This window comes from Anaerospora hongkongensis, from assembly GCF_004339805.1.
Classification (GTDB): domain Bacteria; phylum Bacillota; class Negativicutes; order Sporomusales; family DSM-15969; genus Anaerospora; species Anaerospora hongkongensis.
On sequence record NZ_SLUI01000006.1, the window covers coordinates 245,788 to 271,846 of the forward strand.

General features: G+C 44.3%; 31 protein-coding genes. 19 read left to right on the plus strand and 12 right to left on the minus strand.

From position 1 onward, the window contains the following. Positions 1-154 precede the first annotated feature (154 nt). Positions 155-1,459 carry a DUF512 domain-containing protein gene (locus EV210_RS10805; protein WP_132079860.1) on the plus strand — a complete coding sequence of 435 codons (1,305 nt, stop codon included), beginning with the start codon at positions 155-157 and terminating at the stop codon, positions 1,457-1,459. Positions 1,460-1,489: 30 nt separating this feature from the next. On the opposite strand, the gene EV210_RS10810 is transcribed toward EV210_RS10805, so the two are convergent. Continuing rightward, positions 1,490-2,560, minus strand: coding sequence for a uroporphyrinogen decarboxylase/cobalamine-independent methonine synthase family protein (locus tag EV210_RS10810; RefSeq protein WP_132079863.1), 1,071 nt, complete (start codon positions 2,558-2,560; stop codon positions 1,490-1,492). Positions 2,561-2,685: 125 nt separating this feature from the next. Here EV210_RS10810 and EV210_RS10815 point away from each other — a divergent pair, with 125 nt between their 5' ends. The 5 genes from EV210_RS10815 to EV210_RS10835 all read left to right on the plus strand — a co-directional run bounded on the left by EV210_RS10815 (position 2,686) and on the right by EV210_RS10835 (position 7,090). Then, positions 2,686-3,132 (plus strand): MarR family winged helix-turn-helix transcriptional regulator, encoded by a 447-nt coding sequence (locus tag EV210_RS10815; RefSeq protein ID WP_132079867.1) that lies wholly within the window; start codon positions 2,686-2,688, stop codon positions 3,130-3,132. 158 nt (positions 3,133-3,290) lie between these two features. Then, positions 3,291-4,511: an MFS transporter gene (locus EV210_RS10820; RefSeq protein WP_207900703.1), complete on the plus strand. Its 1,221-nt coding sequence runs from the start codon at positions 3,291-3,293 to the stop codon at positions 4,509-4,511. A gap of 183 nt (positions 4,512-4,694) precedes the next feature. Next, on the plus strand, positions 4,695-4,949 hold the full coding sequence (locus tag EV210_RS10825) for a hypothetical protein (RefSeq protein ID WP_132079870.1): 255 nt from the start codon (positions 4,695-4,697) through the stop codon (positions 4,947-4,949). Positions 4,950-5,263: 314 nt separating this feature from the next. After that, positions 5,264-6,274 (plus strand): rod shape-determining protein, encoded by a 1,011-nt coding sequence (gene mreB, locus EV210_RS10830; RefSeq protein WP_132079873.1) that lies wholly within the window; start codon positions 5,264-5,266, stop codon positions 6,272-6,274. Positions 6,275-6,316: 42 nt separating this feature from the next. Further along, entirely contained in the window at positions 6,317-7,090 is a 774-nt protein-coding gene (locus EV210_RS10835; protein WP_132079876.1) for a TyrR/PhhR family helix-turn-helix DNA-binding protein, read from the plus strand. A 56-nt stretch (positions 7,091-7,146) separates the two neighbouring features. Here the strand turns inward: EV210_RS10835 and rnk are convergent, their stop codons facing one another. Beyond that, on the minus strand, positions 7,147-7,560 hold the full coding sequence (rnk, locus tag EV210_RS10840; protein WP_132079879.1) for a nucleoside diphosphate kinase regulator: 414 nt from the start codon (positions 7,558-7,560) through the stop codon (positions 7,147-7,149). A gap of 135 nt (positions 7,561-7,695) precedes the next feature. After that, the gene (locus EV210_RS10845; protein ID WP_132079882.1) at positions 7,696-8,316 is read right to left on the minus strand and encodes a beta/alpha barrel domain-containing protein; all 621 of its coding nucleotides are present in this window, start codon (positions 8,314-8,316) and stop codon (positions 7,696-7,698) included. Between the two features lie 166 nt (positions 8,317-8,482). Between EV210_RS10845 and EV210_RS10850 the strand changes: the two genes are divergently transcribed. Together EV210_RS10850 and EV210_RS10855 are read left to right on the plus strand one after the other, a co-directional pair. Next, positions 8,483-9,712, plus strand: coding sequence for a sensor histidine kinase (locus EV210_RS10850; RefSeq protein ID WP_243650514.1), 1,230 nt, complete (start codon positions 8,483-8,485; stop codon positions 9,710-9,712). Next, complete coding sequence (locus EV210_RS10855) at positions 9,699-10,400, plus strand: response regulator (RefSeq protein WP_132079885.1); 702 nt, start codon at positions 9,699-9,701, stop codon at positions 10,398-10,400. Before EV210_RS10850 ends, EV210_RS10855 begins: the two co-directional genes overlap by 14 nt. Positions 10,401-10,465: 65 nt before the next feature. On the opposite strand, the gene EV210_RS10860 is transcribed toward EV210_RS10855, so the two are convergent. Both EV210_RS10860 and EV210_RS10865 read right to left on the minus strand, forming a co-directional pair. Next, positions 10,466-11,560, minus strand: a complete 1,095-nt coding sequence (locus EV210_RS10860) for a threonine synthase (RefSeq protein ID WP_132079888.1) — start codon at positions 11,558-11,560, stop codon at positions 10,466-10,468. Continuing rightward, a complete protein-coding gene (locus tag EV210_RS10865) occupies positions 11,557-11,940 on the minus strand; it encodes a RidA family protein (protein ID WP_132079891.1) in 384 nt (127 codons plus the stop codon). The genes EV210_RS10860 and EV210_RS10865 overlap by 4 nt, the downstream gene beginning before the upstream one ends. Before the next feature lie 181 nt (positions 11,941-12,121). Here EV210_RS10865 and EV210_RS10870 point away from each other — a divergent pair, with 181 nt between their 5' ends. The 5 genes from EV210_RS10870 (at position 12,122) to dmpI (ending at position 15,003) form a co-directional block, all read left to right on the plus strand. Continuing rightward, complete coding sequence (locus EV210_RS10870; protein ID WP_132079894.1) at positions 12,122-12,757, plus strand: helix-turn-helix transcriptional regulator; 636 nt, start codon at positions 12,122-12,124, stop codon at positions 12,755-12,757. A gap of 12 nt (positions 12,758-12,769) precedes the next feature. Further along, the gene (locus EV210_RS10875) at positions 12,770-13,267 is read left to right on the plus strand and encodes a pyridoxamine 5'-phosphate oxidase family protein (RefSeq protein WP_132079897.1); all 498 of its coding nucleotides are present in this window, start codon (positions 12,770-12,772) and stop codon (positions 13,265-13,267) included. Between the two features lies 1 nt (position 13,268). After that, entirely contained in the window at positions 13,269-13,880 is a 612-nt protein-coding gene (locus EV210_RS10880) for a DNA-3-methyladenine glycosylase (RefSeq protein ID WP_132079900.1), read from the plus strand. Positions 13,881-14,295: 415 nt separating this feature from the next. Beyond that, entirely contained in the window at positions 14,296-14,697 is a 402-nt protein-coding gene (locus tag EV210_RS10885; protein ID WP_132079903.1) for a MerR family transcriptional regulator, read from the plus strand. A gap of 114 nt (positions 14,698-14,811) precedes the next feature. Beyond that, positions 14,812-15,003, plus strand: a complete 192-nt coding sequence (gene dmpI, locus EV210_RS10890) for a 4-oxalocrotonate tautomerase DmpI (RefSeq protein WP_132079906.1) — start codon at positions 14,812-14,814, stop codon at positions 15,001-15,003. Positions 15,004-15,085: 82 nt separating this feature from the next. On the opposite strand, the gene EV210_RS10895 is transcribed toward dmpI, so the two are convergent. Beyond that, positions 15,086-16,027 (minus strand): hypothetical protein, encoded by a 942-nt coding sequence (locus EV210_RS10895; RefSeq protein WP_207900704.1) that lies wholly within the window; start codon positions 16,025-16,027, stop codon positions 15,086-15,088. Continuing rightward, positions 16,011-16,385: a hypothetical protein gene (locus EV210_RS10900; RefSeq protein WP_132079909.1), complete on the minus strand. Its 375-nt coding sequence runs from the start codon at positions 16,383-16,385 to the stop codon at positions 16,011-16,013. The genes EV210_RS10895 and EV210_RS10900 overlap by 17 nt, the downstream gene beginning before the upstream one ends. Before the next feature lie 161 nt (positions 16,386-16,546). Here EV210_RS10900 and EV210_RS10905 point away from each other — a divergent pair, with 161 nt between their 5' ends. Continuing rightward, the gene (locus EV210_RS10905) at positions 16,547-17,242 is read left to right on the plus strand and encodes a FadR/GntR family transcriptional regulator (RefSeq protein ID WP_132079912.1); all 696 of its coding nucleotides are present in this window, start codon (positions 16,547-16,549) and stop codon (positions 17,240-17,242) included. 70 nt (positions 17,243-17,312) lie between these two features. After that, positions 17,313-18,482: an MFS transporter gene (locus tag EV210_RS10910; protein ID WP_132079915.1), complete on the plus strand. Its 1,170-nt coding sequence runs from the start codon at positions 17,313-17,315 to the stop codon at positions 18,480-18,482. 71 nt (positions 18,483-18,553) lie between these two features. On the opposite strand, the gene EV210_RS10915 is transcribed toward EV210_RS10910, so the two are convergent. Then, positions 18,554-18,838 (minus strand): putative quinol monooxygenase, encoded by a 285-nt coding sequence (locus tag EV210_RS10915; RefSeq protein WP_132079918.1) that lies wholly within the window; start codon positions 18,836-18,838, stop codon positions 18,554-18,556. 47 nt (positions 18,839-18,885) lie between these two features. Beyond that, positions 18,886-19,545, minus strand: coding sequence for a LysE family transporter (locus tag EV210_RS10920; RefSeq protein WP_132079921.1), 660 nt, complete (start codon positions 19,543-19,545; stop codon positions 18,886-18,888). 332 nt (positions 19,546-19,877) lie between these two features. Between EV210_RS10920 and EV210_RS10925 the strand changes: the two genes are divergently transcribed. Then, the gene (locus EV210_RS10925) at positions 19,878-20,777 is read left to right on the plus strand and encodes a LysR family transcriptional regulator (protein WP_132079924.1); all 900 of its coding nucleotides are present in this window, start codon (positions 19,878-19,880) and stop codon (positions 20,775-20,777) included. 14 nt (positions 20,778-20,791) lie between these two features. Further along, complete coding sequence (locus EV210_RS10930; protein ID WP_165898871.1) at positions 20,792-21,097, plus strand: MGMT family protein; 306 nt, start codon at positions 20,792-20,794, stop codon at positions 21,095-21,097. Between the two features lie 101 nt (positions 21,098-21,198). Here the strand turns inward: EV210_RS10930 and EV210_RS10935 are convergent, their stop codons facing one another. After that, positions 21,199-21,828 (minus strand): CBO0543 family protein, encoded by a 630-nt coding sequence (locus tag EV210_RS10935; RefSeq protein ID WP_132079926.1) that lies wholly within the window; start codon positions 21,826-21,828, stop codon positions 21,199-21,201. Between the two features lie 172 nt (positions 21,829-22,000). On the opposite strand from EV210_RS10935, the gene EV210_RS10940 reads away from it, so the two are divergent. After that, entirely contained in the window at positions 22,001-22,303 is a 303-nt protein-coding gene (locus EV210_RS10940; RefSeq protein WP_132079929.1) for a hypothetical protein, read from the plus strand. A gap of 43 nt (positions 22,304-22,346) precedes the next feature. Here the strand turns inward: EV210_RS10940 and EV210_RS10945 are convergent, their stop codons facing one another. Together EV210_RS10945 and EV210_RS10950 are read right to left on the minus strand one after the other, a co-directional pair. Further along, on the minus strand, positions 22,347-23,129 hold the full coding sequence (locus tag EV210_RS10945; protein ID WP_132079932.1) for a TIGR03943 family putative permease subunit: 783 nt from the start codon (positions 23,127-23,129) through the stop codon (positions 22,347-22,349). Between the two features lie 15 nt (positions 23,130-23,144). Continuing rightward, entirely contained in the window at positions 23,145-24,104 is a 960-nt protein-coding gene (locus EV210_RS10950; RefSeq protein ID WP_132079935.1) for a permease, read from the minus strand. 292 nt (positions 24,105-24,396) lie between these two features. Here EV210_RS10950 and EV210_RS10955 point away from each other — a divergent pair, with 292 nt between their 5' ends. Next, complete coding sequence (locus EV210_RS10955; RefSeq protein WP_132079938.1) at positions 24,397-26,022, plus strand: BCCT family transporter; 1,626 nt, start codon at positions 24,397-24,399, stop codon at positions 26,020-26,022. The last annotated feature ends 37 nt before the right edge of the window (positions 26,023-26,059 follow it).

Sequence of the window (26,059 nt, forward strand, 5' to 3'; positions counted from 1 at the left end):
GGTATTATATCTCCAAGTAAAAATGTTACTGCGCACTGGTATTGTCTGTACGGCAATTCCTGATTGACCCTTTGATCTTTCCGGCTGTTTTAGCCGGTATTTTTTATAAGGTGGCTGCGAATTCGAACTATATATTTAAGCAAGGATTGAGAGTATGAATAATAAAATTGCAAAGATTATCGAGGAAAGTATTGCCGAAGAACTGGAGATAGAAGTCGGTGATAAATTAATCAGCATAAATGGGACTGAGATTAAGGATATAATTGACTATAAATTTCTAATGGCCGATGATTACATAGAAGTAGAAATAGAAAAACAAGACGGCGAAATTTGGACGTTTGAAGTTGAAAAAGACTATCAAGAGGACTTAGGCATTGAATTTGAGAATGCGATTATGGATGAAGCACGAAGCTGCCATAATAATTGCCTTTTTTGTTTTATTGATCAATTGCCTGAGGGCATGCGCAATACGCTGTATTTTAAAGATGATGATTCCAGATTATCTTTCCTGCAGGGCAATTTTGTTACGTTAACGAATATGAACAATGAAGATTTAGACAGAATTATCCGATACAGAATCAGCCCTATCAATATCTCAGTACACACGACAAATGCCGAACTTAGGAAAAAGATGCTAAATAACAGGTTTGCCGGAGACATTTATGACAAACTGAAAAAGTTAGCAAAGGCCGGCATTACAATGAATTGTCAGATTGTATTGTGTCCTGGGTATAACAATGGCGAAGAGTTAGTTAAAACAGTCAGTGACTTATATAAATTATATCCAGCTATTGAAAATGTAGCGGCAGTACCGGTTGGTGTAACGAAATTCAGAAAGACTCTAAATGAAATAACGCTATACGATGCACAAAGTGCCAAAGCGGAAATTGAGCAGATTAGCCAGTTTCAGCAAAAGGCTTTGAAGAAAATCGGCTCACCTTTTGTTCGATTGGCAGACGAGTTTTATGTCATGGCAGGGGTCGAAGTACCAAGTACTGATTTTTATGGCGATTTTGAACAAATCGAAGATGGTATTGGAATGATCCGCTTTTTCCGGGATAGTATCTCGAAAAATCTAAAAAAACTCAATAAGAAGGCAAAAGGGTCGTTTACCTTGATTACAGGTGTTTCCGCCTATGACGAAATTGAGTGGGCAGCAAATGCTATTACAGAGAAAAACGATAAAATTACCGTCAATATCCAGCGGATTGTAAATGACTTTTTCGGACCAACAATTACTGCCGGTGGGCTGCTGACCGGACAAGATATTATGAAACAGGTGCAAGCGGGCAACGTTTTCGATTATATCATTATGCCGAAGAATATGTTCAAGAGTGGCGAAAGCATTATGCTCGATGATGTTACGATAGCCGAACTGGAAAACTATTTTAATAAAAAGATTTTACTCTGTGAGTATACCGGAGAAGATCTAATTCAGCTTATTAACGAGCATAGTTGAATACAGCGCGATTGCCGCTTTTTTGAATGATCACGAAGTAGTATTGCTTTCGAAGGAGTGAGCCAGTTCTTGCAACAAACAGTAAATGTGTGCTGCAAGCTCCTGGTCAAGCATGCCTGTACCGCAGCTGGGAGTCCAGAGAATATTTTGGCGCAGCAGGCTGATATCCAGGCCGCAGGCATGCAGGCTAAAGCACTGACGCTCAAATAGCTGTGCTAAATCGGCAGAGGTAGTTTGCCAGGCCTCTGCAGACGTGGGGACCAGTCCCCAGGCCATCTTTCCACCACGCAGCAAAAAGTCTTGCAAATGTCGCGTTTGCTCCTTCATGCTGGCAAAATAGTGATAGGCATCAAAACTGACAACATCGCAAGGCAATTTAAATAAGATGGACCAATCTGCCGGGGCACAGACATGGACCCCGGCTTTTACGTTTAGCGCTTTAAGCGGCTGCATGATTTCCAGGAGCGCAGTACTAGCCGCTTCATGAGTTAGAGTACTATATGCTGGATCACCTAAAAAGAAAAGACAGGGGTCATCAATAAATAAAAGGACCGGCAGACCGGTTGACAGGAGTTTGCGGGCTTGGAGAATGCCTTGTGCAGCGAGGCATTTAACCAGCACGTCACGCAGCCTTTGGTCATAAAATGCAGCTTGTCCGAATTCGTCTTTTAGCTGCATGCCAACAGACAGCGGCCCGCTGATTTGGCCTTTTACTCCTTCTGCCAAGGGAAAATGAGCAGCACAGCTGGCTGAAAAATAGTCCAGGCTGCTAAAGGAGTTTGGCTCTAAGGCAAAAAAGTCCATTGCTTGAGAATCACCTGACAGAAATGCAGCGTATAATTCATAAAAATGGGCTAGTTTATTACTCCAACCGGCTGCATTTCTGGTAAACGTAAGATTTCCAGTCCGCAGCAGGCCTGCTTTTACGAGTGGCTGTATATATTGCAGGACAAAACCTTGTTCAACACCGCGCTGTGGGAATTGAGGCCAGTGGGGCCAATAGGGGAGGGTATTAGCCACTAGTTCGAATGCCTCGTTTGGTTCTGTATGGGGTAAGCTGCCGATACCAGTAGCCCTGTTTGCTTTTATCCAGCTCATCATGTCACTTCCTTAGAGAGAGGTACCTTTCAATTATAGCAAATTGCTTGCATCTTTATTGACATTTTTACTTCTTATTACTATACTGATAGTTAGCCAGGGTAACTACTAAGAAAAGGAAGATACCGATGGAAAAACATGCTGTTACGATTCCTCCTAGTATAAGAGCACAGTTAGGCAAAGTATTATTACAAATATCCGATGAAGTTTTGGATGCTATTAATCAGACGCTAAAAGAATATCAGATTTCTGAAAGTAAATTCTCGTTACTTTTACTGCTGTTTAATACAAGTACCGATCAACCGTTACAGCCTTCGGAAATTGCCAATAAGCTGGGGATACGGCGAGCTTCCGTAACCAAGCAATTAATTTGGCTGGAAGAGCAGCAATTAATTACCCGGACGATAAGCCGGGAAGATCAACGCATGGTCAATGTTACAATAACCGAGAAAGGATACCACCTGCTGAACCTTGTTTTGCCGCATTACTGGCAGGCCTGCGCCGGTCTTACTGAAAAACTAACAGAAGAAGAAACGGCTTGTTTGCTTCAATTGTTGATAAAAATGGATTTGTAACAATAAAAAGCATATGGCGTGCATAGTTTCTTGCTTGATAATTAGCCTGGCTAACTTTTAACTGCTTAAGGGAGTTGATAATTTAAATACTAATTTTTTGGCAAATAATTAGCTTAGCTAATTATTGTGTTTTATCAAACATTAGATTTAGGGGGATTATGATGCAAGATCGACACCGTTTACTTAAGGAACCTTCACTAAACTATTCCCTTATGACAGTCGTTTTACTCTGGTCAGGATTGGTAATTATGTCTAGCCTCTATATTACGATTCCGTTACTATCCACGTTTACCGCCGCTTTTCAAGCAACGACCGCAGAAGTAGTTTGGACGAGCAGCGCTTTTTCTTTTTGCTTTGCAATTGGCTGTTTCTTTTACGGTCCGCTGTCCGACCGGTTTGGCCGCAAAACCATTATTCTTGCAGGAGTATCAATTCTGGCTTTCCTTTCATTGCTGATGGGTTTTATTACGGATTTGTCCCGGCTGATTTTATTCCGCGGGTTACAGGGAGCGGCAGCAGCGACGTTTTCTCCCGTTGCTCTTGCTTACATTGTAGACGTATTTCCGCCGCATAAGCGCGTTATGACAATCGGCTTTATCAATACAGGCTTTCTGATAGCCGGTATTAGCGGACAGCTTTTTAGCAGCTATATCAGTCAGCATTACGGCTGGCATCTTATCTTTCATCTGCTGGGAGCTATTTATGTGGCCACCGCTTTTTTGATCTGGCAGTGTATTCCGCATAATCCGGTTTCCTCTAACAATGTAAGAATTCGCCAGGTGTTTAAACAGATGGGAACACTTCTAACTCAAAAAGCGCTGCTTTGTTCCTATACGATTGCCTTAACACTGCTTTTTTCTTTCGTAGGCATGTACACAGTGCTGAATAACTATCTGAGCAGTCCTTTATTCGGATTTACTACGCAACAGATACTATATGTGCGGTCTATGGGAATTATCGGGATGCTGATATCCCCTTATGCCGGGCAATTAGTGGAGAAACATGGTTCTTTTTTCGTACTGCGAACAGGGTTAGTGCTGGCCATCAGCGGACTGTTGCTGCTGGGAATTAGCTTGAATCTATTATGCATGATCATCTCCAGCATCCTTTTTGTTACCGGGATAGCTATTGCCGCTCCTACGCTTATCGCCCTTATCGGCAGGCTGGCAGGAAGTGCCAGAGGAGCCGCTATATCAGCGTACACATTTATCCTTTTTACCGGTGCCAGCATTGGACCGATTTTTGCTTTAAACGTAATCGAAATAGGAGGATGCCCCTTAAGCTTTGCAGCCTTGGCGCTGTGCTTATGTGCTGCTTTAGCGGCTTCGTTTTTTATTCGTATGGACGATGAAGCAAATCATATCAGGAAGAAAGCATAAAAAAGAATAAAGAGGGTCTTAATAATTCTTTATTCTTTTTTACTTGCAATGAATAGGTAGTCCACCTTATGCTAAAGTAGTATAAGTACACGCATATCCAGCAGGAGCAAGTAGCTCTCAAAGACCAGCTATAACTTGTCTCTGGATTGCTTTTTGGCATAGTAATAACGGAGGAGGATTACCATGAACCAAGAAATTTTTGCTGACGGGATTAGTGCTATTCATGTAACCGGTAATTTAGTTCGTTTGGATTTAATGACTGTACAGCCGCAATTAAAAAGTGATAACGGGCAGCCTGTAGTTGAGGTGAACCGGAGGATTATTATGCCGCTGGAAGGCTTTATTCAGTCGCTGTCTACTCAGCAGGATATCGTCAAACAATTAATAGCAGCAGGCATTCTGAAGCAAAACAGCGTTGACCCAATTGAAGTGCCATAAATAGTTCGCACTAGACAACCTGATAATAGTGAGCAAAAGGAAGCAGAAATCGAAAAGATTACTGCTTCCTTTTTGATGTTAATGGACCTTTTACTGCTGTTCTCACACCGTGCTCACACGGTTTAATGCTTTCTCACACCGATCTCACAGCATTTTTGTTATGATGATTGTTACTACTGACCTGAAAAATAGGGGAGAATTTTACATACGATGATGAATATTTTGGGGTGCTTATTCTGGAAATATTGTGCTACCGGCGGAAGTTCCTGCATTGATGATGTGGGTAAAATAGGTGATACAGGCGGTGAATGGTAATGCTTAAGATTTTTCGGACATCAGCCTGTGACTTGGGGATTGATTTGGGAACTGCCAATACTCTGGTTTATAGTAAGGATCAGGGAATTGTTTTGAAAGAGCCATCAGTAGTTGCGGTGCTCCGTCATACCGGTAAGGTACTGGCGGTAGGCGAGGAAGCCAGAGCCATGGTAGGCAGGACACCGGGCGATATTGCGGTACTTAGACCGTTAAAAAACGGAGTTATTGCGGACCTTGATGTTGCTCAGCATATGCTGCAATACTTTATCCGGAAAACTGTTACATCTCGCCTTTATAAGAAACCCCGCGTTATTATCGGCACTCCCTCGATTAATACCGAAATGGAGAAAAGAGCCGTAGTGACGGCGGCAATGCAGGCCGGAGCGCAGAACGTGTATATAATCGAAGAAACCATGGCGGCAGCTATTGGGGCAGGATTGGCTGTAGAGGAACCTTCAGGCAGCATGGTAGTTGACATTGGTGCAGGAACAACCGATGTGGCTATTATTTCGCTGGGAGGAATTGTCAGGAGTCAGGCTATTCGTATTGGCGGCATTGAAATGGATGAGGCAATCATTCAATATGTAAAAAGGACACATAGTCTGGTAATTGGGGAACGAACGGCGGAGGCTGTCAAAATATCCATTGGTTCAACACGGGTGCTGCGGCAGGATGAAGCAAGACTGGAGGTTCGCGGACGCAATATGCTAACCGGACTGCCTGGAGCGCTGATGCTTTCGGAGCAAGAAGTGCGTCTGGCATTAGCTGAACCGGTTGCAGCCATTATTGAGGCGGTCAAAAGCACCCTGGAAGGTACGCCGCCTGAGCTTGTCGCCGATATTATTGATCGTGGTATGGTTTTAACCGGCGGTGGTGCTTTGCTGCGGGGCTTGGATGTGTTGCTGAGCCAGGTGATTGGTATTACCGTCTCTGTAGCCGATGATCCCTTGACTTGTGTAGCCCGTGGCAGCGGAAAAATGTTGGACAACCTCAAAGTTTTGCGTCACTAGCAAATCCTTTGGGAAGAAAATTTGCAAGACGGGGGCGATATTGTGCGCTTATGTATGACCTGTACAAATAGGCCGGGCCTATTGCTGGATATCTCGCAGGTGCTGGTAGAGCAGAAATGCACTATCGTAACGGTCGAAGTGGTGGAAGGGGCAGTCTATCTGGAATGCCACCTGGCGGTTGCGGAGCAAATGCCAGAATTGATACGCGAATTACTGCGGGTTAAAGATATTCATACCGTAAAGGAAGTCACTACTATGCCGTCAAAGGAATGGGCGGAGCAGCTTGAAGCCGTGCTCAGCGCTTTGCAGGATGGCTTATTATCTGTAAACCTGTCAGGCATAGTAGAGAAATACAATAAAACGGCACTTACTATTCTGAATTTAAAGGCAGATAATCTGGATCAACCATTGTCGGCAGCTCTAATGGATATTCTTTTTATTTCCCGGACAATAAAGGAAGGCTATTCTTTTCGCAATCAGGAAGTCTTTATGGGTACGACCGGCAGATACTGTACAGTCAGCACCCGTCCGTTGCGAAATAATAACGGCAAAATTACTGGTGTGGTTATTGTGCTATGTGAAAGCCAGGGTGCCTGGGCTTTTAAGCCCCAAATTTTGCCGCTTAAGGCGATTGAGGGACCGGTTATGGCCGGGCAGACCCTGGAGGACCGGCTGGGGGCAGTAGAACGAGAGATATTACAGGCCACTATCTATAAATTCCGCTCCTCCCGGCAAGCTGGAGCTGTTCTTGGGCTGTCGCATACAGCAATCCTGAAGAAGCTAAAAAAGCATGGTCTACAATCCGGCAGCTATTGAGACATAAAAAAGGCCACTGCAAAAAAAATGCAATGGCCTTTTTTATATGGCTGCTGTTATAAATCATAATGACCGCTGGATTCAGGCTGAAAGAGAATTTTTTCTATCTGCAGCTGGGCGATTCCGCCGGGTGTAGCCCATTCGACCCTGTCATTTTCCCGGTACCCTAAAATAGCCATGCCTATTGGTGCCAGTACGGAAATCTTCCCTTCCAGCATGTCGGCTTCATCTGGATAAACCAGTGTACAGACCATTTCTTCGTTGCTGCTTAAATCTTTCAGTAAAACCTGTGAGCGCATTGTAATGACATCTTCGGGAATAGCCTGCGATTCTACGATCACAGCCCTTTTCAATTCAGACTTTAATTCTGTCAGGTGTGTTTTACTGCCTGGAACAAATTCTTCTTCTGTCTGGATTAATTTCTCCAGTCTCTCCCGGTCAGTGCAAGTAATAAAAATAGTTCTCGACACGCTGATTCCCCTTTCGTTCAAATTGTTACAGTATATAATCAGAGCGGTAACTCTTTGCGCCGTTCCTCAAGAATTGTACTTTTTTTCTGGGGATTGTTATACTAAAGTAAGATAGTAAGACTGTTCAGATCGTAATTAATACATTCGCCTTGCCAACCGGCAAGATATCTTTCGCGAGATAAAAGTAAGCGTGTTGGTTACTGGCAATAACAAAAACTTTAACAAAACAGGGATCGTAACGGAGTTACTGATCTTTTCTTCCAGATAACATAAATATCCAGAACCGGCTGAGACGAGAAGCGCATTGATTCCGGCTTCTTCCACCTGCCTGGTAATTGAGCCTATTTCTATCATAGTTAGGTCATCTGTTCTTACGATGACAGGATATTCAGTGCCTACTTGTTGTTTGATACCCTCAATAAGGGGGAGCAGGAGTTGATACTGTACATAGACTTCGACAGCATCAGCACCGGCATCCCGGCAGTTTCCAGCGGCCGCAGCCACTTCCTGAGCAAGCATGTCCAGTGGGTATTCCGTAGCGGGTGCTATAGCTGAATAATGGAGTTGTACCAAGACTTTGGCGCTATATTTATGGTGCTCAGCGACTGAGCTTTTTAATTCGGCAAGCTGGGCATCCGGCCACAAGCATGTGTGGTGTTCTGCATTGTCTGCCGGATCAGTAACGGGGCAAGCTTTAATAGTAATTAATCGGAAACCGGCTTGGGTCATAGCAATCTGGTAATCGGTTACTTTCACTGGAAGACGCCTCCTTCCGTCAAATCCGGCAGGTTATTTGCCCCTTCAAGCAATTAGCTCAATGAAAGTTATTATAGCAAAAATGTTGTGAGTACGGTGTGAGAAAGCAAACAAACGTGTGAGAGAATTGTGAGAAAGCGTGAATTTTGCAAGAAAGGGCTTAAGGATGTTAAAGCGCATTAAAAGCATTACGACCTTAGTAAACCAAAAAACAGCAGAAACTCGTGAAAAAGAAGCGGGAACAAAAATCCTTTATACTCTAACAAATCACCTTACAGATGCTGCCGATATTCGGGATATTGCCAAAATAGCGGCTAGCGCAATCAGTAAGCTGCTGGACAATAATGTCGGCTGCCTGTGGTTTGATACGAATGGCAAACCGGAACAGACTTTTATGCAGCAGGGAGATTCTTATAAGGAGCCTCACCGGGAAATACCGGATGTGGATGCACTTTTGGGCCTCTTGGCAGAGGAAAAAACCGACTATGCTGCAGGAACCCAGTTCTATGAATGGCCGATCTATGGCAAGGAAACAATGCTTGGGCTCATCCGGGTTCCCACAGCAGCGGCCCAAGCCATGAATACCTCGCAAACACGAGTGCTGCACGCCATGATTGAAAGCATCGCTCTGGCTATGGACCGTTTTCGGGCCATGCAGCAGCGCATAAAATCCAATGAGGAAATTGCCCAGGAGCGCTTTCGGGGGAATTTGCTGCGATCGATTTCGCATGATTTGCGTACTCCGCTGGCCGGTATTATTGGAACATCGGAGATGCTGCTGAATATGACAGCGAAGGATGATTTGCGCTACCCTCTTATGGCAGGAATTCACAAAGATGCCAATTGGCTGCATTCTCTTGTTGAAAATATTTTGAGCCTGACCCGGCTGCAGGACGGGAAACTGGTACTGAACAAACAGGAGGAGGCCGCCGAAGAGGTGGTTGGAGCTGCTATTCGTCATATTTCCCGTCACTACCCGGACCGGGAAATTGCCGTAAATGTTCCGGATGAATTATTGCTTGTACCGATGGATGCCAAGCTGATTAGGCAGGTGTTAATCAATCTGTTGGATAATGCTGTTAAGCATACCGCTTTGGAGGATGAAATCCGCGTTTCGGTGACAAAGGATGCAGATAAAAGTTGTGCCGTGTTTTCGGTGCGTGACGGTGGTGAGGGGATTGCATCTTCTGAGCTGCCCAATATCTTTCAGATGTTTTATACGTCACGCGTTAAGCATTCCGATGCACAGCCTGGCATCGGGCTGGGCCTTCCCATATGCGATGCAGTGGTAAAGGCTCATGGTGGCAGCATAGCAGCCCATAATCGTAGAGACGGGCCAGGAGTGGAGTTCATCTTTACGCTCCCGTTGGAGGTGAAAGAACATGCAGCAATATAATACGTACGTCCTTGCTGTTGAGGATGACAGGCAGATACGCAATTACATTTGTTATTTATTGAATGCCGAAGGCTACAGACATATTGCCGCAAGTACTGGTGAGGGCGCATTAAGCCTGCTGGTTTCGGAACCAATCGATCTGATGCTGCTTGATCTGGGACTGCCGGACATCGATGGTATGGAGATCATTAGAAAAGTGCGCGAATGGTCGGATATGCCGATTATCGTTATTTCGGCACGTGATCAGGATAAAGAGAAAGCTGCCGCTCTGGATTTGGGGGCCGATGACTATTTGACCAAGCCTTTTTCGGCGACCGAGCTTTTTGCCCGGATCCGTGTGGTGTTGCGCTATTTATATAAGCAGAACCACGGCGGCAAAGTGCAGAGTATTCTTCAGGTAGGAGGACTGCAGATTGATCTGGAAAAACGGCTGCTTTATGTTGATGGCAGCGAGACTCATGTTACACCCATGGAATATAATTTGCTGGCCCTCTTTTTTAAGAATATAGGCAAAGTGCTGACAACTAAACAGATCTTGAAAGAGATATGGGGTATCGGCTATGGCAGTGATACGCAGGCTCTCAGGGCGCTTATGGCGGGGCTTAGGCGGAAAATCGAAAAAAATCCTGCAAAACCGCGGTATATCCTGACCGAAATAGGAGTTGGTTACCGTCTTGTTGATGAGTAGGGCGGAATAGCTGCTACATAAAAAAGAAGAAGCCAGGCTAAGCCTGGCTTCTTTTTTAAATGAAATTAATGATCGGATTTTAAGCCCGCACCGCACATCGGTATTAAACAATCGGCCGTTTTCCCATTCAGTTCGCAATACTGCAAATAAGCGGCATACGTCGCTGCAGTGGTATGCTCACAGTAGATGCCTTTAGCAGCAAGTGCCATTCTGGCTTCCAGAATACGATCCTCTGGAGCAGTAATCATTTCAATGTTGTGTCTGTAGGTGTATTCTAGAATTTCCTGACCGCGCATGGGAATGCCGATAGCGATTCCTTCTGCCATTGTCGGCTTAGGAATCACAGCAGCAGGCAGCTTATCTTTTGCCAGGACAGCTTTTACGAAAGGATCGCAATACTCACTTTGCACCGCTATAATATGCGGCATTTTCTCGATGATTCCACTTGCCAGAAATTCCTCCAGTGCTTTTACAATACCGATAAACAGAGTGCCGTTACCCAGGGGAACGAAAATGGTGGCAGGGATTCTGTGCAATTGTTCGTAGACTTCATACATATATGTTTTTGTGCCTTCATAAAAAAACGGGTTGTATACATGATTTGCGTAATATTTTCCTTCTGTATCTACCTTGGCACGGCAGGCATCGGCGCAGTTATCACGTGTACCGGGAATAATATTGACCCGTGCCTGATGAGCTTTGATCATATCAATTTTTTTCGGTGAAGTTCCTTCCGGCACAAAGATTTCACAATCAATACCGGCTTTCGCGCAGTAAGCTGCCACGCTGTTTCCAGCATTGCCGCTGCTGTCTTGAACAACAGAATGCACCCCGATTGCTTTGCAATGGGCGATTAATACAGCGGCGCCCCTGTCCTTAAAAGACAAAGTCGGCATAAAGTAATCCATTTTTAGCAGTACATCCTCGGTAAACTGAATGACAGGTGTTAGGCCTTCACCCAGACTGATATCCCGCCACGTTTCTTCTGTTAAGGGCAGGAAAGCCCGGTAACGGAAGATGCTCCAAGTAGTCTGATCAATTAATGACAGGTCAAATTTCGGAGGGCTATATGCCAGTTTCCACAGGCCGCTGCAAGCGCATTTGGCAGCCCGTGTGGTGGTTGCTGCTGTTTTGCCGCATTTTGAACAGATATAATTCATGCTTTATGAACCTCCGCAACGGCTTCAATTTCCACAAGACAGCCAAAGTGAAGTTTTCCTACGGGAATTACAATCCGTGCCGGCTTATGTGCACCGAAGAAATCAGCGTAAACCTGATTAACGGCGTCCCATTGGTCAATATCCGACACATATACTCGGCACTGAACAACAGACTTGCGGGCAAGCCCGGCAGTTTTTAAAACACGGTCCAGGTTTGCTAAGGCCAGCCTGGCATGCGCTGCGATATCGCCTCCCGGAACTTTACGGGTATCGGGATCAATCGATAATTGGCCGGATATATACAGCATGCCGTGAGAGAGTATTCCCGGCGTATAATGCCCCGTATTTGGACTGGCGTAATTTGGTGAAATTTTTTCCATGATCCTGTCCTTTCTGCATAATTTTTTCGTTTCGCATAACTTTTTCGGGTAAATTTGACTGTTGTATAAAAAAATATATAATAGACTCTATATACATCTGCATATCCTATATTTTATATAAAAAAATATAGGATAACAAGAGTTTTGTATAATTTTTTATACAAAAGAGGAGTTTTGGTGAATGGCACAGATGAACAATGAATTAGTAAAATATATATCCATTGCCAATGTAATTGCCCAAACCTTCGGGAAATATTGCGAAGTGGTCATCCATGATTTATCAATTCCGCAGAATTCTGTGGTTTACACGGTAAATAATCACGTCACCGGCAGAAAAGTGGGACAATCTTTCGAGCATTTAATAAAAGACGTTTTATTATCGAAAAAATTTGAACATGATTGTACGGCAAATTATGTAACGATAACCGAAGATGGCCGAAAGATAAAATCGTCAACGGCACTTATAAGAAATTCTGAGAACAAAGTGATCGGAGCTTTATGTATTAATTATGACTTAGAGCATTTACATAATATGAAGAATTTTTTGGATGAATTTATGGCAGCTGAACAGGAAGAGCCAAAGACTATAGTTGAACCCTTTGAAAATATTATGGAAATAGTGGATGATTTAATTGATAAAATTATTGGTAATACCCAGATAGAAACCCTGAAACGGAAGGATAAAATTGAGCTAATCTCGTTTATGGATAAAAAAGGGTTATTTTTAATTAAGGGAGCCGTGGAGAAAACGGCTGAAAAATTACAGATTTCCAAAGTCACCGTATACAGCTATCTGGATGAAATCAGAAAGAGTTAAGGAGGCCATACCATGTTTCATGAAATGAGAAGAAAAAAACAGTTTTTATCTCAAGAGCTCACCGAGGAGATACTGGAAAGGGGAGTGACCGGCATTTTAGCTGTTAGCGGTACAGGAGACTACCCCTATGCCGTACCGTTAAATTTTGTGTATGAAACGGGGAAGATCTATCTCCATTGTGCCAAAACCGGGCACAAGCTGGATGCAATCCGTCGGCATAATAAAGTATCGTTTTGTGTCATCGATAAAGAGGAAATTAATCCGGAGAAATTTACCACTAATTTCCGGAGTGCCATTGCGTTCGGCCAGGCGAGTGAGATTGAAGATGATGCAGAAAAGCTGCGTGTCATGCGGCTATTGAATAGCAAATACGCTCCCGGGTTAGAACTGGAAGGTGAAAAAGAAATTCACAGCGCCTGGAAAGCTTTGGCGGTAATTGTAATACAAATAGACCATGTAACAGGCAAAGAAGCAATGGATCTTGTAAAAATGAGGAACGGGCACAATTAATATGAAACTGTTAGACAGAGAGTTTTATAACCGAGATTCATTGCTTGTTGCACAGGATCTCCTTGGCAAGGTACTTGTTCACGAAATAGGCGGGCAAAGAATATCAGCAAAAATTGTTGAGACAGAAGCTTATATGGGGGTTGAAGATAAAGCCGCTCATTCTTACGGTGGCAAAAGAACGCCAAGAGTAGAGGTTATGTATGGCGGGCCGGGATATGCATATGTATTTCTTATTTACGGAATGTATAACTGCTTTAATGTTGTTACAAGGGAGCAAGGAACCCCGCAAGCCGTTTTGGTAAGAGCTGTTGAGCCGCTGGAGGGGGTTGATGTAATGGCCCAGAGCCGCTTTCAGCTCACCTGTCGCCAATTAAGCAAAAGTCAAACGAAGGGATTAACGAATGGCCCGGGTAAATTGTGCAAAGCATTGGCAATTGATAAACGCTTAAACGGTGAAGATTTATGTGGCAGCAGGCTCTATATCGAAGAAGGCGGGCCTGGAAATTTTACGATAGTGTCTGCAAAGCGGGTAGGCATTGATTATGCCGAGGAGGCTAAGGAGTTTTATTGGCGATTTTATATCAAAGATAATCAGTATGTATCTGTAAAATAAAGTAGAGAACCTTCGCTTTGGCGAAGGTTTTTTATTGTAAGCTGTTTTCAGTTGTTTTTCAGAATCTGCTTGTATACTGGTTTTGTACAGAGAATTTACGGAATGTTAACATCCCGGTTACACAGGTACGATATAATGGAAACGAAGCACTGTAAAGGAGGTTTTGCAATGTCCTTTATAAATTTACTGAAGGTCCGTCGTAGTGATGATCAAATTCCTCTGCTGATTATTCTGCTGGAAGTGCTGTTATTTGCGATCTTTGTCTGGAAAATGTTTGATGGTTAACTAAGTGGCAACGCCCCGGACTTCGGTCCGGTTTTTTTATTTTACGGGACGTTTTTTATTTAACCCTTGACTTGAAGCCAGCTCCAGGTATTATACTAGTTAAAATTGGACAATCAAGAGGTGAAACTGGGTGACGATTACAGAAGTAAGCCGAAAATTTGATATTTCACAGGATACTCTACGCTATTACGAACGTGTTGGACTGATTCCCCGTGTGAACCGGAATAAAAGTGGAATCAGGAATTATACGGAGGAAGACTGCAATTGGGTTGAATTTATCAAATGTCTGCGGGGAGCAGGTCTTTCCATTGAAGTATTGATTGAGTATGTCAGGCTGTTCCTTGAAGGTGATGATGAAACGGTTGAAGCACGAAAAGAATTGCTGATTGAACAGCGGAGGCAGCTCATGCTAAGGATGGAAGAGATGGAAAGAACACTGGAGCGCATGGACTATAAAATTGCCAGCTTCGATCAGAGAATCGTCAAAGCAGAACAAACATTACGAAAAATGGAAAACCATCATGGTGTATAAACAATATCCCGCTGTCGGCAAAGAACAGTGGATGTTGTTGCTTAAAAAAGGGCAATAACGTTGCAGGAGTTTTTTTGATAAGCATGAAGAAAAGAAAATAGAAGGAGGTGCGGTATGCCGATAATTACGATTGAGGGGCCCTGCTTAAGTACGGATCAGAAGCGGCAGCTTGTGAGGGATCTTACAAAAGCAGCCAGGGCTGTGATTCCACTTCCTGCAGAGGCTTTCACAGTTCTAATAAAAGAGAATAGTCACGACAATGTTGGTGTTGGCGGCGAATTATTAGCGGACAAAATCCCAAACTAAAAAGTAAGACGGTGGTGTTGTTTATTTGGCAATACCACCGTCTTTTACTTTTATTATATTTCCTGTATTGAAACTTTCGCCTTCATGTCTCATAGCCAAAAAGAGTAAGCTTGTTTATACCTGTAACACAAACTTCCACTTCGATAGCATCCAGCTGGATTGAATTTCCTAATCCCAGGCCGGTATGAAGCCCGGTAAAAGAGGTCTGCATATTGGCAATTACATCCCAGGGGTTAGTTGCTGCCAATACAGATGCCGTTATATCCTGGGTGAGCGGAGTGGTTAGATAGTCTGCTGTTCCAACCAGGGAAAGACTTACCTGCTGCAGCTGGAGCCAGTCAACTGCAGAGGATGGCCGCCAGTAAAAGGTCATTGTACTGGTTCCAACAGCAAGCGTTAAGGCAAGGCGACAGTAACATTTAACAACAACACTTTTAATCTGGAATTGATTAATGTCGCCCATTGACATGCTGTACGTTAAATTGATTCTGCCGCCGGTCTGGTTAAGCACGGCGGAACTTAATGTGGCAACCTGGCCGTTATCGAGACCCACAGCATTGGATACATTGGTAAAATCACTTCTCCCATTAAAGGCAACCTGGGTAGCGGTAGCGCCGCCAAAGGTAGTACAGGTGCTTTGTTCGTCCGAGGTGCGGACGAAGATGGAATTGCCTTTTGCTAATCTGTAGGCAGAGGGTAGTGGTAAGTTTTTAACTGCAGCTGCCTGAGTAAGCCGGAAGGATAAAAATGGGTTGCCGCTATCACTGCTTAAAGTAATTGTTATTCCTAGTGGTGCAGCGGCCTGCACTGCCGTGAGATTAATAGTTGTCTCGGAGGCTGGTGTCCAAACGGCGATAGGTGAAGAGAGGACGTTAAAAGTAGAATACTTGACTGGGTCTGTTGTCTTTGTTTTGGTAAAGAGCGGCTGCAGGCTGGAGGCAAAAATATTCTGATTTAATCTTATATTTTTCGTTGTAAGCACTCCTTTGCGGACGGTTTTCTTTCGGTCAGACCTCATAGCCAATAAGGGTAATATACATCGTGCCTGAAGCATTGGTAGTAAGGGAAATCCGTTCGTTGGCTGCGAAGATAACAGGTGAAGGGAAGCTTTCGCTAAAAGCGGACAGTGTTGTTGTTAAAACAACTGAGAGGAAGGGGGCATTGCCTGTTCTGGTCAGAGTGACAACCAAGGCGGCAAGCGAGGATGTCTCTACTGCCGTAAGACAGATTCTTTTGCCGGTGGCTGGTGTCCAGAGAACGGTATTGGTTTGGGCAGTAGAAAATGTATTATACAGGATGGTATTTGAGGTTTGTTCGCGCGTGTATAACGGACGGATTTCATCATTAAATACCTTATAATTTGTACGAAGCTGTTTATCCATTACGTACATACTCCTATCTTTTTGTTTTCATTAATATATTTATATGAAGTGTTTATTTTGAATGTGAAGATAACGTAAGAAGAAAACGTAAAATAGATTACGTTCTTACTTGATTTTGTTTCAGTAGTATGATATTTTTACTTTAAACAGGAGATGATCTGATGTTTAAAAATATAGAACGTAAAAAACTTGGTGATCAGGTTATTCATCAGCTGCAGGAAAAAATATCATTGGGAGAACTCAAACCGGGAGAAAAAATTCCCACGGAAACAGAACTGATGACGCTGTTTGGGGTAGGACGTTCTACAGTCCGCGAAGCGGTGCGCGTTTTAGCTAAGGCAGGTTTGCTGGAAGTTCGCCAGGGAGACGGCACCTATGTGCTGGATAGAACGAATAATCTGGAGCCGCTGGAGCATCGTCTGCGACGGGCTTCCATATTGGAAGTGTACGAAGTTCGTCGAGCTCTCGAACTGGAGATAGCGAAGCTGGCCGCCCGGCGGAGGTCGGAAGAAGATTTGCTTGCAATGCGCGAGAGCTTGGCAAAACGGCGGGAAGCAAGACGCGTAAATGACAAGCGCTCCTATGTTGATGCGGATCTGCTGTTTCATCTTGCTATTGCAGCTGCTAGTAAAAACAGTGTGTTAACTGATTTATATTTTAGTTTTTCCAATACAGTGCGCGATGCTTTGGATAAATTAATATCCGATCAGGAACTGCACAAAAATCAGATATCAATTCACGAACAGCTGCTGGCCGCTATTGAGCGGCAGGATGAACAGGCTGCCGTGTATTGGGCAGCGCAGAACCTGGATAGGACTATGGAAGACCTGCAGGCGTCCTTAGGTGCAACTTGCTAAGAGGCCGGCAGAATCAGCTGGCGGATAGTGATTATAAACATCAGATGATATGTTGAATTGGAGGCGCGTTATGAAAAACCGTTTTATTTGGTTATTGTCATCAGGACATATGTGTACAGATTTAAATCAGGGAGCCTTAACCGCGATATTACCTTTTCTAATTATGGAGAGAGATCTTAGCTATACAGCTGCCGCCGGTCTGGTATTCGCCGCAACCTTTATTTCATCTGTTATTCAGCCAGTCTTTGGTCATTATGCCGATAAAGCAGCAAAGCCATTGCTGATGCCGGCAGGGCTGTTAATGGCAGGGTTAGGGCTTGCTGCAACAGGATTTTTGGCAGACTACTGGTCTCTTTTTGGCGCGGTTACGATTAGTGGTATCGGAATTGCCGCATTTCATCCTGAAGCAGCCCGAATCGCAAACCATGTTTCCGGCGCCAAAAAAGGAACCGGCATCAGCATTTTTGCCGTTGGCGGAACGGTTGGCTTTGCACTAGGCCCGGTTGTCGCCACAAGTGCATTATTAATCTGGGGATTGAAAGGAACCATTGTGTTAATCGTACCGGCTGTTTTAATGGCAGCCGTCCTAATGGCTGCTGCAAAGCGTATGCAAGAATTTCAGCCGGGTGCCAAAGTGCCAGATCATGTGACTAAGCTTGTGACTGCCCGCGATGAATGGGGACCGTTTTCTAAGCTTACCATCATTGTTTTCTGCCGTTCGATTATTTTCTATGGCCTGAATACCTTTATTCCTTTATATTGGATTCATATATTCCAGCAATCGAATGCTGCCGGTGGAACAGCCTTAACAATTTTATTTGGTATTGGGGCTGTGGGAACCTTGTTTGGAGGCCGCCTGGCAGATCGCTTTGGCCATATTAAAATGATCCGGATCGGCTGTGCAGCATTACTTCCCTTATTGCTGGCTTTTGCCTACCTTGATAATGTTACGCTAGCGACATTGCTCCTTATCCCGATCGGGCTGGCTCTTTTCGGGCCTTACAGCCCTATGGTTGTACTGGGGCAAAAGTACTTGTCTAACCGTATTGGACTGGCTTCTGGTGTTACCCTGGGGCTAGCTGTAAGTGTAGGCGGCATTGTAACACCTATGTTGGGCTGGTATGCTGATCACTATGGCCTGCCAGCCGCTATGCAGCTGTTGGCGTATGTCCCCATCGCAGCAGCAGTCATGGCCTTTACTTTACCGGTTCCAGGACGAACTGGGTCAGCAAAGCAGTAATAAGCAGAAAAGTCGAAGACCTCCATCCTTGTAAGAGGGTTGGAGGTCTTCGACTTTGTTAAAGCCATAAATTAGAATAGCTTCTTATAAAGCAGAACTGGCAGCTCTTTTTCAAATTGTGCTAGTTGCTGTACTAAGGTAATAAAATGCGAAGTTTCCGTATGTCTTTTTAAAGCTTCAAGGTCTTCCCATTCCTCAATCAGGGTAAGGTTGTTTGGGTTGTCTAATTCCTGAAATAATTCATAGGAAATACAACCTTGCTCTTTTACAGTCTCCTGCACCAATAACTGATAAAGAACAAGAGCCTCAGGTAAAGAGTTTTCTTTTATTATGCTGCGTGCAATTACTTTTATCATTGAAATTCTCCTGGCTGACTTTTAGTTAAAAATCCTTTTTTAATATGTTACCGTAGAAACATTCGAAATCCCATACCGAATAGCAGAAGACCGGTAAAGGCCTTGATCGATATCTGGATTTTGGGATGGAGAAGGCGCTCCCGTACTAAGGTTATTAGGAAGATAAGCAGGGCATACCAGGCAAAGAGCAAGCCGATAAAAATGCCGGTAAGCAGAAAGGATTGGATAAATAGGCTGCTTTGCTGATTCATGTACTGCGGAAAAATTGATAAAAAAATAAAAGAGGTTTGGACGTTCAGTATATTGGAGATAAAGCCTTTTTTAAACGAGTGGAAAAAGGGTTCCTCTGTTGGCACAGCTGTTTGTATGTCCGAATGCAGGGAGAACTGCGTTTCGCCATAGAGGTGGTAGGCATTCAGCAGACTCTTTACAGCTAAATACAAAATGTAAGCGGCACCCAATCCTTTTATTACTCCTTGTAGTCCTGGCGACTGCATGATGATAAGGGAAAGGCCGAAACCGGCAAATAAAGCGTGAAGAAACATGGAACAAGCAACACCAAGGACATTGTAAGCAGCTGCTTTGTGACCTAAAACCATTCCGGACTGCAAAATTAACACCTGATTGGCTCCCGGTGAGATGATCATCAAGAGAATGATGATGACAAAGGAATACAAATCTGATCCCTGTATAAAAATAAAACTCATCTCCAGTCTAACGTAAACTTATTTTAACTGTGCCTGCTTTTTCTGAACTTGTAACAAAGCCAGCGGCTGCAGTCAGTCCATAGAGCAATGACAACAAAGCCGCCGATAAAAAGCCGCTCCCAGCTAAGGCCGCTATAAAATTGGTCAATAATTAAAAAGACTACGCCTATAAGACAAATAAAGCTACAAGCGCGCATCACATTCATCCCTTTCCATTGGTACTGTGCAGTGCATTTATTGTTGTTGCAATTATAACACAGCACAAACTATAATAAAATTATCGAAAATATATAGCTACTATACCTTAAAAGTATAGAATGTGAGGCATTGATATGGATATAAGGGATATGAAACACTTTGCTGCAATTGTGGAAGAAGGAAATATCAGCCATGCTGCCAGGCGGCTTAATATAGCGCAGCCACCTCTCAGTAAACAAATGAAGCAACTGGAAGATGAACTTGGTGTTCAATTGTTTGAACGCGGCAGCCGGAGAATAAGGCTCACGGAAGCCGGCCGTCTGCTGCGGGAAAGAGTAGAGCAAATATTGGGCTTAGTGGATGGTACGGTTAAAGAGCTTACCGACCTTAACTCCGGCTTGACAGGTACTTTGTCTATCGGAACGGTAACTACCTCGGGGGCTGCCTTGCTGCCTAATTGGATTAATAAATTTCATACTTTGTATCCGAATGTTACATTTCAACTGTGGGAAGGTGACGGATACCGGATCTTAGAATTATTAGATAACCGCGTTATTGAAATTGGGATTATCAGAGCACCCTTTGATTCTCAAATTTATGAATCCATCACACTGCCTGATGAGCCGTTAGTAGTAGCGATGAAAAGGGATGGACGTATTTGCGGTGAAGATCCTGACAAGATCCGGCTTAGTGAACTGGCGGGTCAGCCGTTAATTATCCCGCTGCGGTGGAAAAGCATGGTTTTAGGCTGGTGTGAGCGGGCTGGATTTAAACCGACAATTATCTGTGTAAGTGACGGTATCATTCATAATCTATTATGGGCCAAGCTGGGCATTGGTATAGCCTTAGTGCCTGACTTCAGTAAAGAGCTTGTTGTGGATTCGGGACTGATATATAAGACCGTAGCCGAGCCAACGATAGCTACTCATACAGAAATTGTCTGGGTACGCAACCGCAATTTATCAGCAAGCAGCAAACACTTTTTGAATTTATTTAAAGAAATGATTCCCGGGAATGGCACCGGAAATCAGTGATAGAAGGTGGTTTTATGAGCTTTAACGACAGAGTTTATGAGATTGTTCGCCAGATCCCTGAGGGCAAAGTTTTATCCTACGGGCAGGTTGCCTGTATGGCCGGAAGCTGGCGGGCATCCCGCGCTGTGGGCTATGCGTTGCATCGCAATCCCTATCAGGGAAAGGTGCCTTGTCACAGGGTCGTTTTTCAGGATGGCAGGCTGGCTAAGGGCTTTGTATTTGGTGGCTCAGGTGTGCAGCGTCAGCTGCTGGAGGCGGAGGGTGTACGATTTACAGACGAAGGTTGTGTGGATATGGGCAAGTGCCGCTGGAACCCTTAAAAACGAATGCTTTGATAGCTCATTGATAAGCAAAGAGCACATCTCAGAGTAATAGTACTGCTGAAAGTGCTCTTGGGTGAATCGTCGTTTGATTTATGTACTTAATCGTCTTGCTTTTTAATGCGTTCTGGCTCAAGCGGTTTCAATGCAGGGTGTACGGAGGACGGAAAAGGAGCAGGGGAGTACGTGTATTTACTGGAGCGCTCTATTCTTAAAACAGTGAGAATAATAGCACGCATGATCGATACGACAGCAAGCATGATAAAAAATGTGTAGCTATACTGCCAATTGTATATCCTGAGAATATCAAAGTAGGCTAAGGCAGGCAGCAAGATAAAAGAGTAGCCTGCTTCTGTAATGACTGACCAGAGAAAAAAAGTTTTCCAGGAGTGGCAATATTGGTAGACCAGCATAAAGCCTAAAGGAACAATTGTTAGATCATTTAAGAATAGGGCATGGCCAAGCGGAAGGCGCTTGACCGCATAAACCCAAAGTGCGGCGGAGGCACCTGAATCATCCATAATTACACGGAAAACCGCTATAAAGGAACCAAATAATAAAATCTGGCTTAAACGATGTTTGTCTACATATTTCCACCAGACTGTGTAGGCAGCAGCTATACCAGCAATAATCATCCACCAGCGAATAGTGAACAGGTTAATGCGCCACTCCGTGAGCTGATAAAACCATAGCTCAAGTCTGGTTTGGTGAATTAACTCAATAAGATCCACTTAGACACCTCCTCCTATCAAAATAGGGTTCCACAGGGCTAAATGTTTTATGTAACAAGCAAAATTGAAATAGATACAAGGGCGGATTTGCGAAACGGATAATTTATCAGTATACTATAACTGCTGTTTGCCAACAGCTTGCATCAAAATGTACATATGAGGAGAACTGATTATGAGCAGAGAAAAAATGCTAAATAGAGAGCTGCTTGTGGCTGCTGTTGAAAAATTCTGTTCCGAGAATTACAAGAAATTTGCTGTGTCAGGATTAATTCATAAAGGTGGACATCGTCATCGAGTGGAAATTGAAGCGGATGGTATGAATTTTTATGTTGATTTTCACTTTAAAGTAAATGGCAGTACCTCAATTGATGTATCCAGTGGACAGCACCAGGACAAGAAGAAGCAAATTATGGCGGCTATACTTGCTGAACCGGCATACTTGCTGCCTTCAGCAGGCAATAAAGCAGTAAAATAAATTCATATGTAAAAAGCCTAAACCAAACGGTTTAGGCTTTTTTTTAACTAGGTGGAAAGACATAAGGGGCTTTTGGTTCGGGGACTTTTTTTACGGAAGTGAGTTTTATGGACGGTACCATTTTGTCTTCGTAGGGAACTTGCTGAATGCGGCCTGTGACTGTGAGCCACATCCCTTCTTCGTAATCGGCCTTATCCTCTGCTTCACATAAAATTCCATAAGGAAGAGCGTCTGCTGTACAGCATACAACTACATAGCGTACCAGGGAAAATTGCTTAGGAGTGGCTCCTGGAGGTGTGAAGACAAAGCCGGTCATGGTAATCTCTTTATCAACATAATCCTGAGTGAAGAACTGCAGTTCATTCATAATTTCTGTATAATCCTTGTCAGTAACTTTAATTAGCGGTGCCTGGCGGAGCGTAGCAGCCAGGGGACGTGACATTTCATAAACGGCCATTGTAGAGGCAGCCGTTTGGCTGTTGAGCCCTTTGGTGCCAACAAGATTGGCGTTGAGAACGTGATCGGGCAGTGCGAAGGCCAGCAGCAGAACAACTATAAAGGGGAGATACGACCAGCGGCTGCCGTGCTTGTGCGGTTCATGAAGGGGCGCAATGGGACGGTAAATGGTCAGCAACTGGGCAGCAAGCATGGGGATGAGAAGATAAGCCGCAATTTCCAGCATACTGGAAAACTTAGGATTGATATAGAGGGTCAATTGCTCTGTTTTAATGAGCCAGATCAGCAAAATGATAAAGCCAAGCAAAATGGCAGACCGTAAGAGCGCATCCCAGTCCAATACATATTTGCTTCGCAACTTGTGCCTCAAAATGGTCACATCCTTTTACCAAAGGTTAATCAGATAAGCCGCCGCACCGCAAACAATTGTTACAATAAGGGACAGAACAATGACAAATCGGGTCCGGAAGGAATGGAGCAGCATGAGGGTGTTTTTCAGGTCAATCATCGGACCAAACACCATAAAGGCGACTAGTGAGCCCGGTGAAAAGCTGGTTGCAAAAGAAGCGGCGATAAAAGCATCGGCAGCGGAGCAGACGGAAATGACAAAGGCAAACAGCATCATTACACCAATTGACAAGAAAGTATCCTGTCCAACGCTAAGCAATATCGAGCGGGGCAGCATGACCTGGGAAAGTGCTCCCAGCATCGACCCTAACAATAAATATTTACCCATTTCAAAAAATTCGCTGCTGACATCATGAATGGTTTGGACGAGCTTTCCGGAAAGCGACATTCTGCTTGAGCGATGCTTTTCTGCATGTGGTCCGCAGCAGTTGCAGGCATGATGATGACCGGAATCTGCTCTCAGTTCATTGCCTTTGAAGAAAATACTGGTTAACCAGCCTGCCAGGCAGGCGATGAGAAAAGTTGTTCCCAAACGGAAGATCACCATAGTGCCGTTTAGCTTAAAGGCAAAGGACGTAGCAGCAGTTACTACCGGGTTAATAATCGGCGCTGCCAGCATAAAAGCAATTGCCGTGTGCAGGGGAACCCCCTTCATAACCAGCCGGCGGATAATCGGAACCATACCACAATCACATACGGGAAAAATGATGCCCAGCAAAGCGGCAGGTATGATGCTCAACAGCTTCTTGCGGGGGATAATTTTCCGGATCGTCTCTTCGGAGACGAAATTATTTATAATCCCAGAAACAACTACACTGAAGAGGACAAACGGCAAGGCTTCCAGGACAATACTCAGCAGGATAATTTTAAAATTATTGATTGTTCCCCAATCGATATAAACCGATAGTGCAGCGAGATTTGCCGGTAATTTATCCAAATGAATCTCCTCCGGTCTGGCAGGCAGTAGAGTGGTATCGGTTCATTGTATTCCTTAATCCTGTAAATATGAGAACTCAGCTGCAAAATTTTGTCAGCCATAGCCGTTGTTATACCGGGTATAACAACAGGGTATTTTACTGAAAACTCCAAAGTTTCTATAATTAGTGAGAGTGCGTGAAGGTTATAACATTCCTTGCTGACGAATTTTACCGTATGCAGCAATCACGTGAAATAACAAGAAAGGCGGTACAGGAAAATAAGAATCCTAATCTGCAGGGAGGAACGTAATCATGGAGCAATTGGATCTGCGCAATAAAGTCGCAAAGATTAATTTGCCAGTGTTCTGGGGCAGTGCCATCTTTTGTTTATTATTTTATACACCAATGGTTATATTTCAGGAGTCAGCAAAAGAGGTAATTGATAAGGTCATGTATGTCATCACTCACAGTACGGATTGGATGTGGGAGAGCGTAGCGTTTGCCGCGCTGGTATTTTCTCTTTGGCTGGCATTTAGCCGTTATGGCAATATCAAGCTTGGCGGTCGTGACGATAAACCGGAATTCTCCACCTTTACCTGGATTGCAATGATGTTTTGCGGTGCTTCCGGTGCAGGCCTGGTTTACTGGGCGATGGTGGAACCTATCTTTTATCTGCAGGGACCACCTTTTGGAATTAAGCCAATGAGTCCGGAAGCCGGATCGTGGGCATTGGCTTACGGGATATTTCACTGGGGCTTTAGTGCCTGGGGAACGTTCACCATCCCGGCTGTTGCTTTTTCCTATATGTACTATGTCAGAAAGCGGCCTTATCTGTACCCAAGCTATGCCTGTCGGGGCTTGTTGGGAGACTGTGTTGACGGCTGGGTTGGCAAAGCGATTGATGTGCTGAATATTATCGGTATGGTTGGCGGCTGTGCTACGGCCTTGGGCTTCGTTATCCCGATGATTTCCCGGCTCACTGCTATATTTTTCGGAGTGCCTGATACGCTGGCGGTTCAAATTCTGGTAGCTGTCGTATTTGCCGCGATGTATGGCTACAGCTGTTATCAGGGCCTTTATTCGGGCATAGCAAAACTGGCGGATTACAACACGTATTTATCCTTTATTATTGTGCTTTTTGTTATGATTGTTGGGCCTACAGCGTTTATGTTTTCTCTGTTCAGCGAAAACGTCGGTATCATGTTTCAGAACTTCCTGCGAATGAGCTTTTATACTGATCCGATTGCCAAAGGGGGATTTCCCCAGGACTGGACTGTGTTCTACTGGGCCTGGTGGTTTGCCTGGGCAATTTACGTAGGCTTGTTTTTTACCCGCATTTCCAAAGGGCGTACAATCCGGGAATTAGTTCTTAACATGATTGTTACCTGTACATGCTGCGCCGCTCTGTTCTATCTGATTTTTGGCTCCTATGCGGTTGATATGATCATGAATCAGGGAATCGACCTCGGCAAAGTTTTAAAAGAATCCGGCGGACCGGGAGTTATTGCCGCATTGCTGCAATCTCTGCCGCTTAGTTCTCTTGTGATACCAGTCTTTATTGTTGTTATGCTTATTTCCCAGGCAACTGGCGTTGATGCAATGGCATATACCATGTCGGCAATGGCCTGTTATGAAATAAGAGATGGGCAGGAGCCTCCCAAGTGGTCCCGTATTTTCTGGGCGGTTATGCTGCTCTTCGCCACCATAGGGCTGTTAATGGTAGGCGGAATGAAGGTAGTTCAGCTTTCCTCCGTTTTGACAAGCGTGCCGATTCTTTTTATTACCATCATACTGGCTCTTTCCTTGTACAAATGGATTCAGGAAGATTTTGGCGAGCAGCTGCGTCCGGCGATACTGACAAGTGATGACCGTATGGAAGTGCAAGCCGCTGCCTGTCCTCCCGAAAATGTGGAAGGTACGGGTATATCGGCAAGTTAGGGGTCCGGGGTAAGAGAATTTAAGTCAGTGAGGTGTA

Excerpts from the sequence above, each read along its gene's own strand:
- EV210_RS10805 (WP_132079860.1), top strand. The coding sequence starts at position 155 with ATGAATAATAAAATTGCAAAGATTATCGAGGAAAGTATTGCCGAAGAA.
- EV210_RS10810 (WP_132079863.1), bottom strand. The coding sequence starts at position 2,560 with ATGATGAGCTGGATAAAAGCAAACAGGGCTACTGGTATCGGCAGCTTA.
- EV210_RS10815 (WP_132079867.1), top strand. The coding sequence starts at position 2,686 with ATGGAAAAACATGCTGTTACGATTCCTCCTAGTATAAGAGCACAGTTA.
- EV210_RS10820 (WP_207900703.1), top strand. The coding sequence starts at position 3,291 with ATGATGCAAGATCGACACCGTTTACTTAAGGAACCTTCACTAAACTAT.
- EV210_RS10825 (WP_132079870.1), top strand. The coding sequence starts at position 4,695 with ATGAACCAAGAAATTTTTGCTGACGGGATTAGTGCTATTCATGTAACC.
- mreB (WP_132079873.1), top strand. The coding sequence starts at position 5,264 with ATGCTTAAGATTTTTCGGACATCAGCCTGTGACTTGGGGATTGATTTG.
- EV210_RS10850 (WP_243650514.1), top strand. The coding sequence starts at position 8,483 with ATGTTAAAGCGCATTAAAAGCATTACGACCTTAGTAAACCAAAAAACA.
- EV210_RS10855 (WP_132079885.1), top strand. The coding sequence starts at position 9,699 with ATGCAGCAATATAATACGTACGTCCTTGCTGTTGAGGATGACAGGCAG.
- EV210_RS10860 (WP_132079888.1), bottom strand. The coding sequence starts at position 11,560 with ATGAATTATATCTGTTCAAAATGCGGCAAAACAGCAGCAACCACCACA.
- EV210_RS10865 (WP_132079891.1), bottom strand. The coding sequence starts at position 11,940 with ATGGAAAAAATTTCACCAAATTACGCCAGTCCAAATACGGGGCATTAT.
- EV210_RS10870 (WP_132079894.1), top strand. The coding sequence starts at position 12,122 with ATGGCACAGATGAACAATGAATTAGTAAAATATATATCCATTGCCAAT.
- EV210_RS10875 (WP_132079897.1), top strand. The coding sequence starts at position 12,770 with ATGTTTCATGAAATGAGAAGAAAAAAACAGTTTTTATCTCAAGAGCTC.
- EV210_RS10880 (WP_132079900.1), top strand. The coding sequence starts at position 13,269 with ATGAAACTGTTAGACAGAGAGTTTTATAACCGAGATTCATTGCTTGTT.
- dmpI (WP_132079906.1), top strand. The coding sequence starts at position 14,812 with ATGCCGATAATTACGATTGAGGGGCCCTGCTTAAGTACGGATCAGAAG.
- EV210_RS10900 (WP_132079909.1), bottom strand. The coding sequence starts at position 16,385 with ATGGATAAACAGCTTCGTACAAATTATAAGGTATTTAATGATGAAATC.
- EV210_RS10905 (WP_132079912.1), top strand. The coding sequence starts at position 16,547 with ATGTTTAAAAATATAGAACGTAAAAAACTTGGTGATCAGGTTATTCAT.
- EV210_RS10910 (WP_132079915.1), top strand. The coding sequence starts at position 17,313 with ATGAAAAACCGTTTTATTTGGTTATTGTCATCAGGACATATGTGTACA.
- EV210_RS10915 (WP_132079918.1), bottom strand. The coding sequence starts at position 18,838 with ATGATAAAAGTAATTGCACGCAGCATAATAAAAGAAAACTCTTTACCT.
- EV210_RS10920 (WP_132079921.1), bottom strand. The coding sequence starts at position 19,545 with ATGAGTTTTATTTTTATACAGGGATCAGATTTGTATTCCTTTGTCATC.
- EV210_RS10925 (WP_132079924.1), top strand. The coding sequence starts at position 19,878 with ATGGATATAAGGGATATGAAACACTTTGCTGCAATTGTGGAAGAAGGA.
- EV210_RS10930 (WP_165898871.1), top strand. The coding sequence starts at position 20,792 with ATGAGCTTTAACGACAGAGTTTATGAGATTGTTCGCCAGATCCCTGAG.
- EV210_RS10940 (WP_132079929.1), top strand. The coding sequence starts at position 22,001 with ATGAGCAGAGAAAAAATGCTAAATAGAGAGCTGCTTGTGGCTGCTGTT.
- EV210_RS10955 (WP_132079938.1), top strand. The coding sequence starts at position 24,397 with ATGGAGCAATTGGATCTGCGCAATAAAGTCGCAAAGATTAATTTGCCA.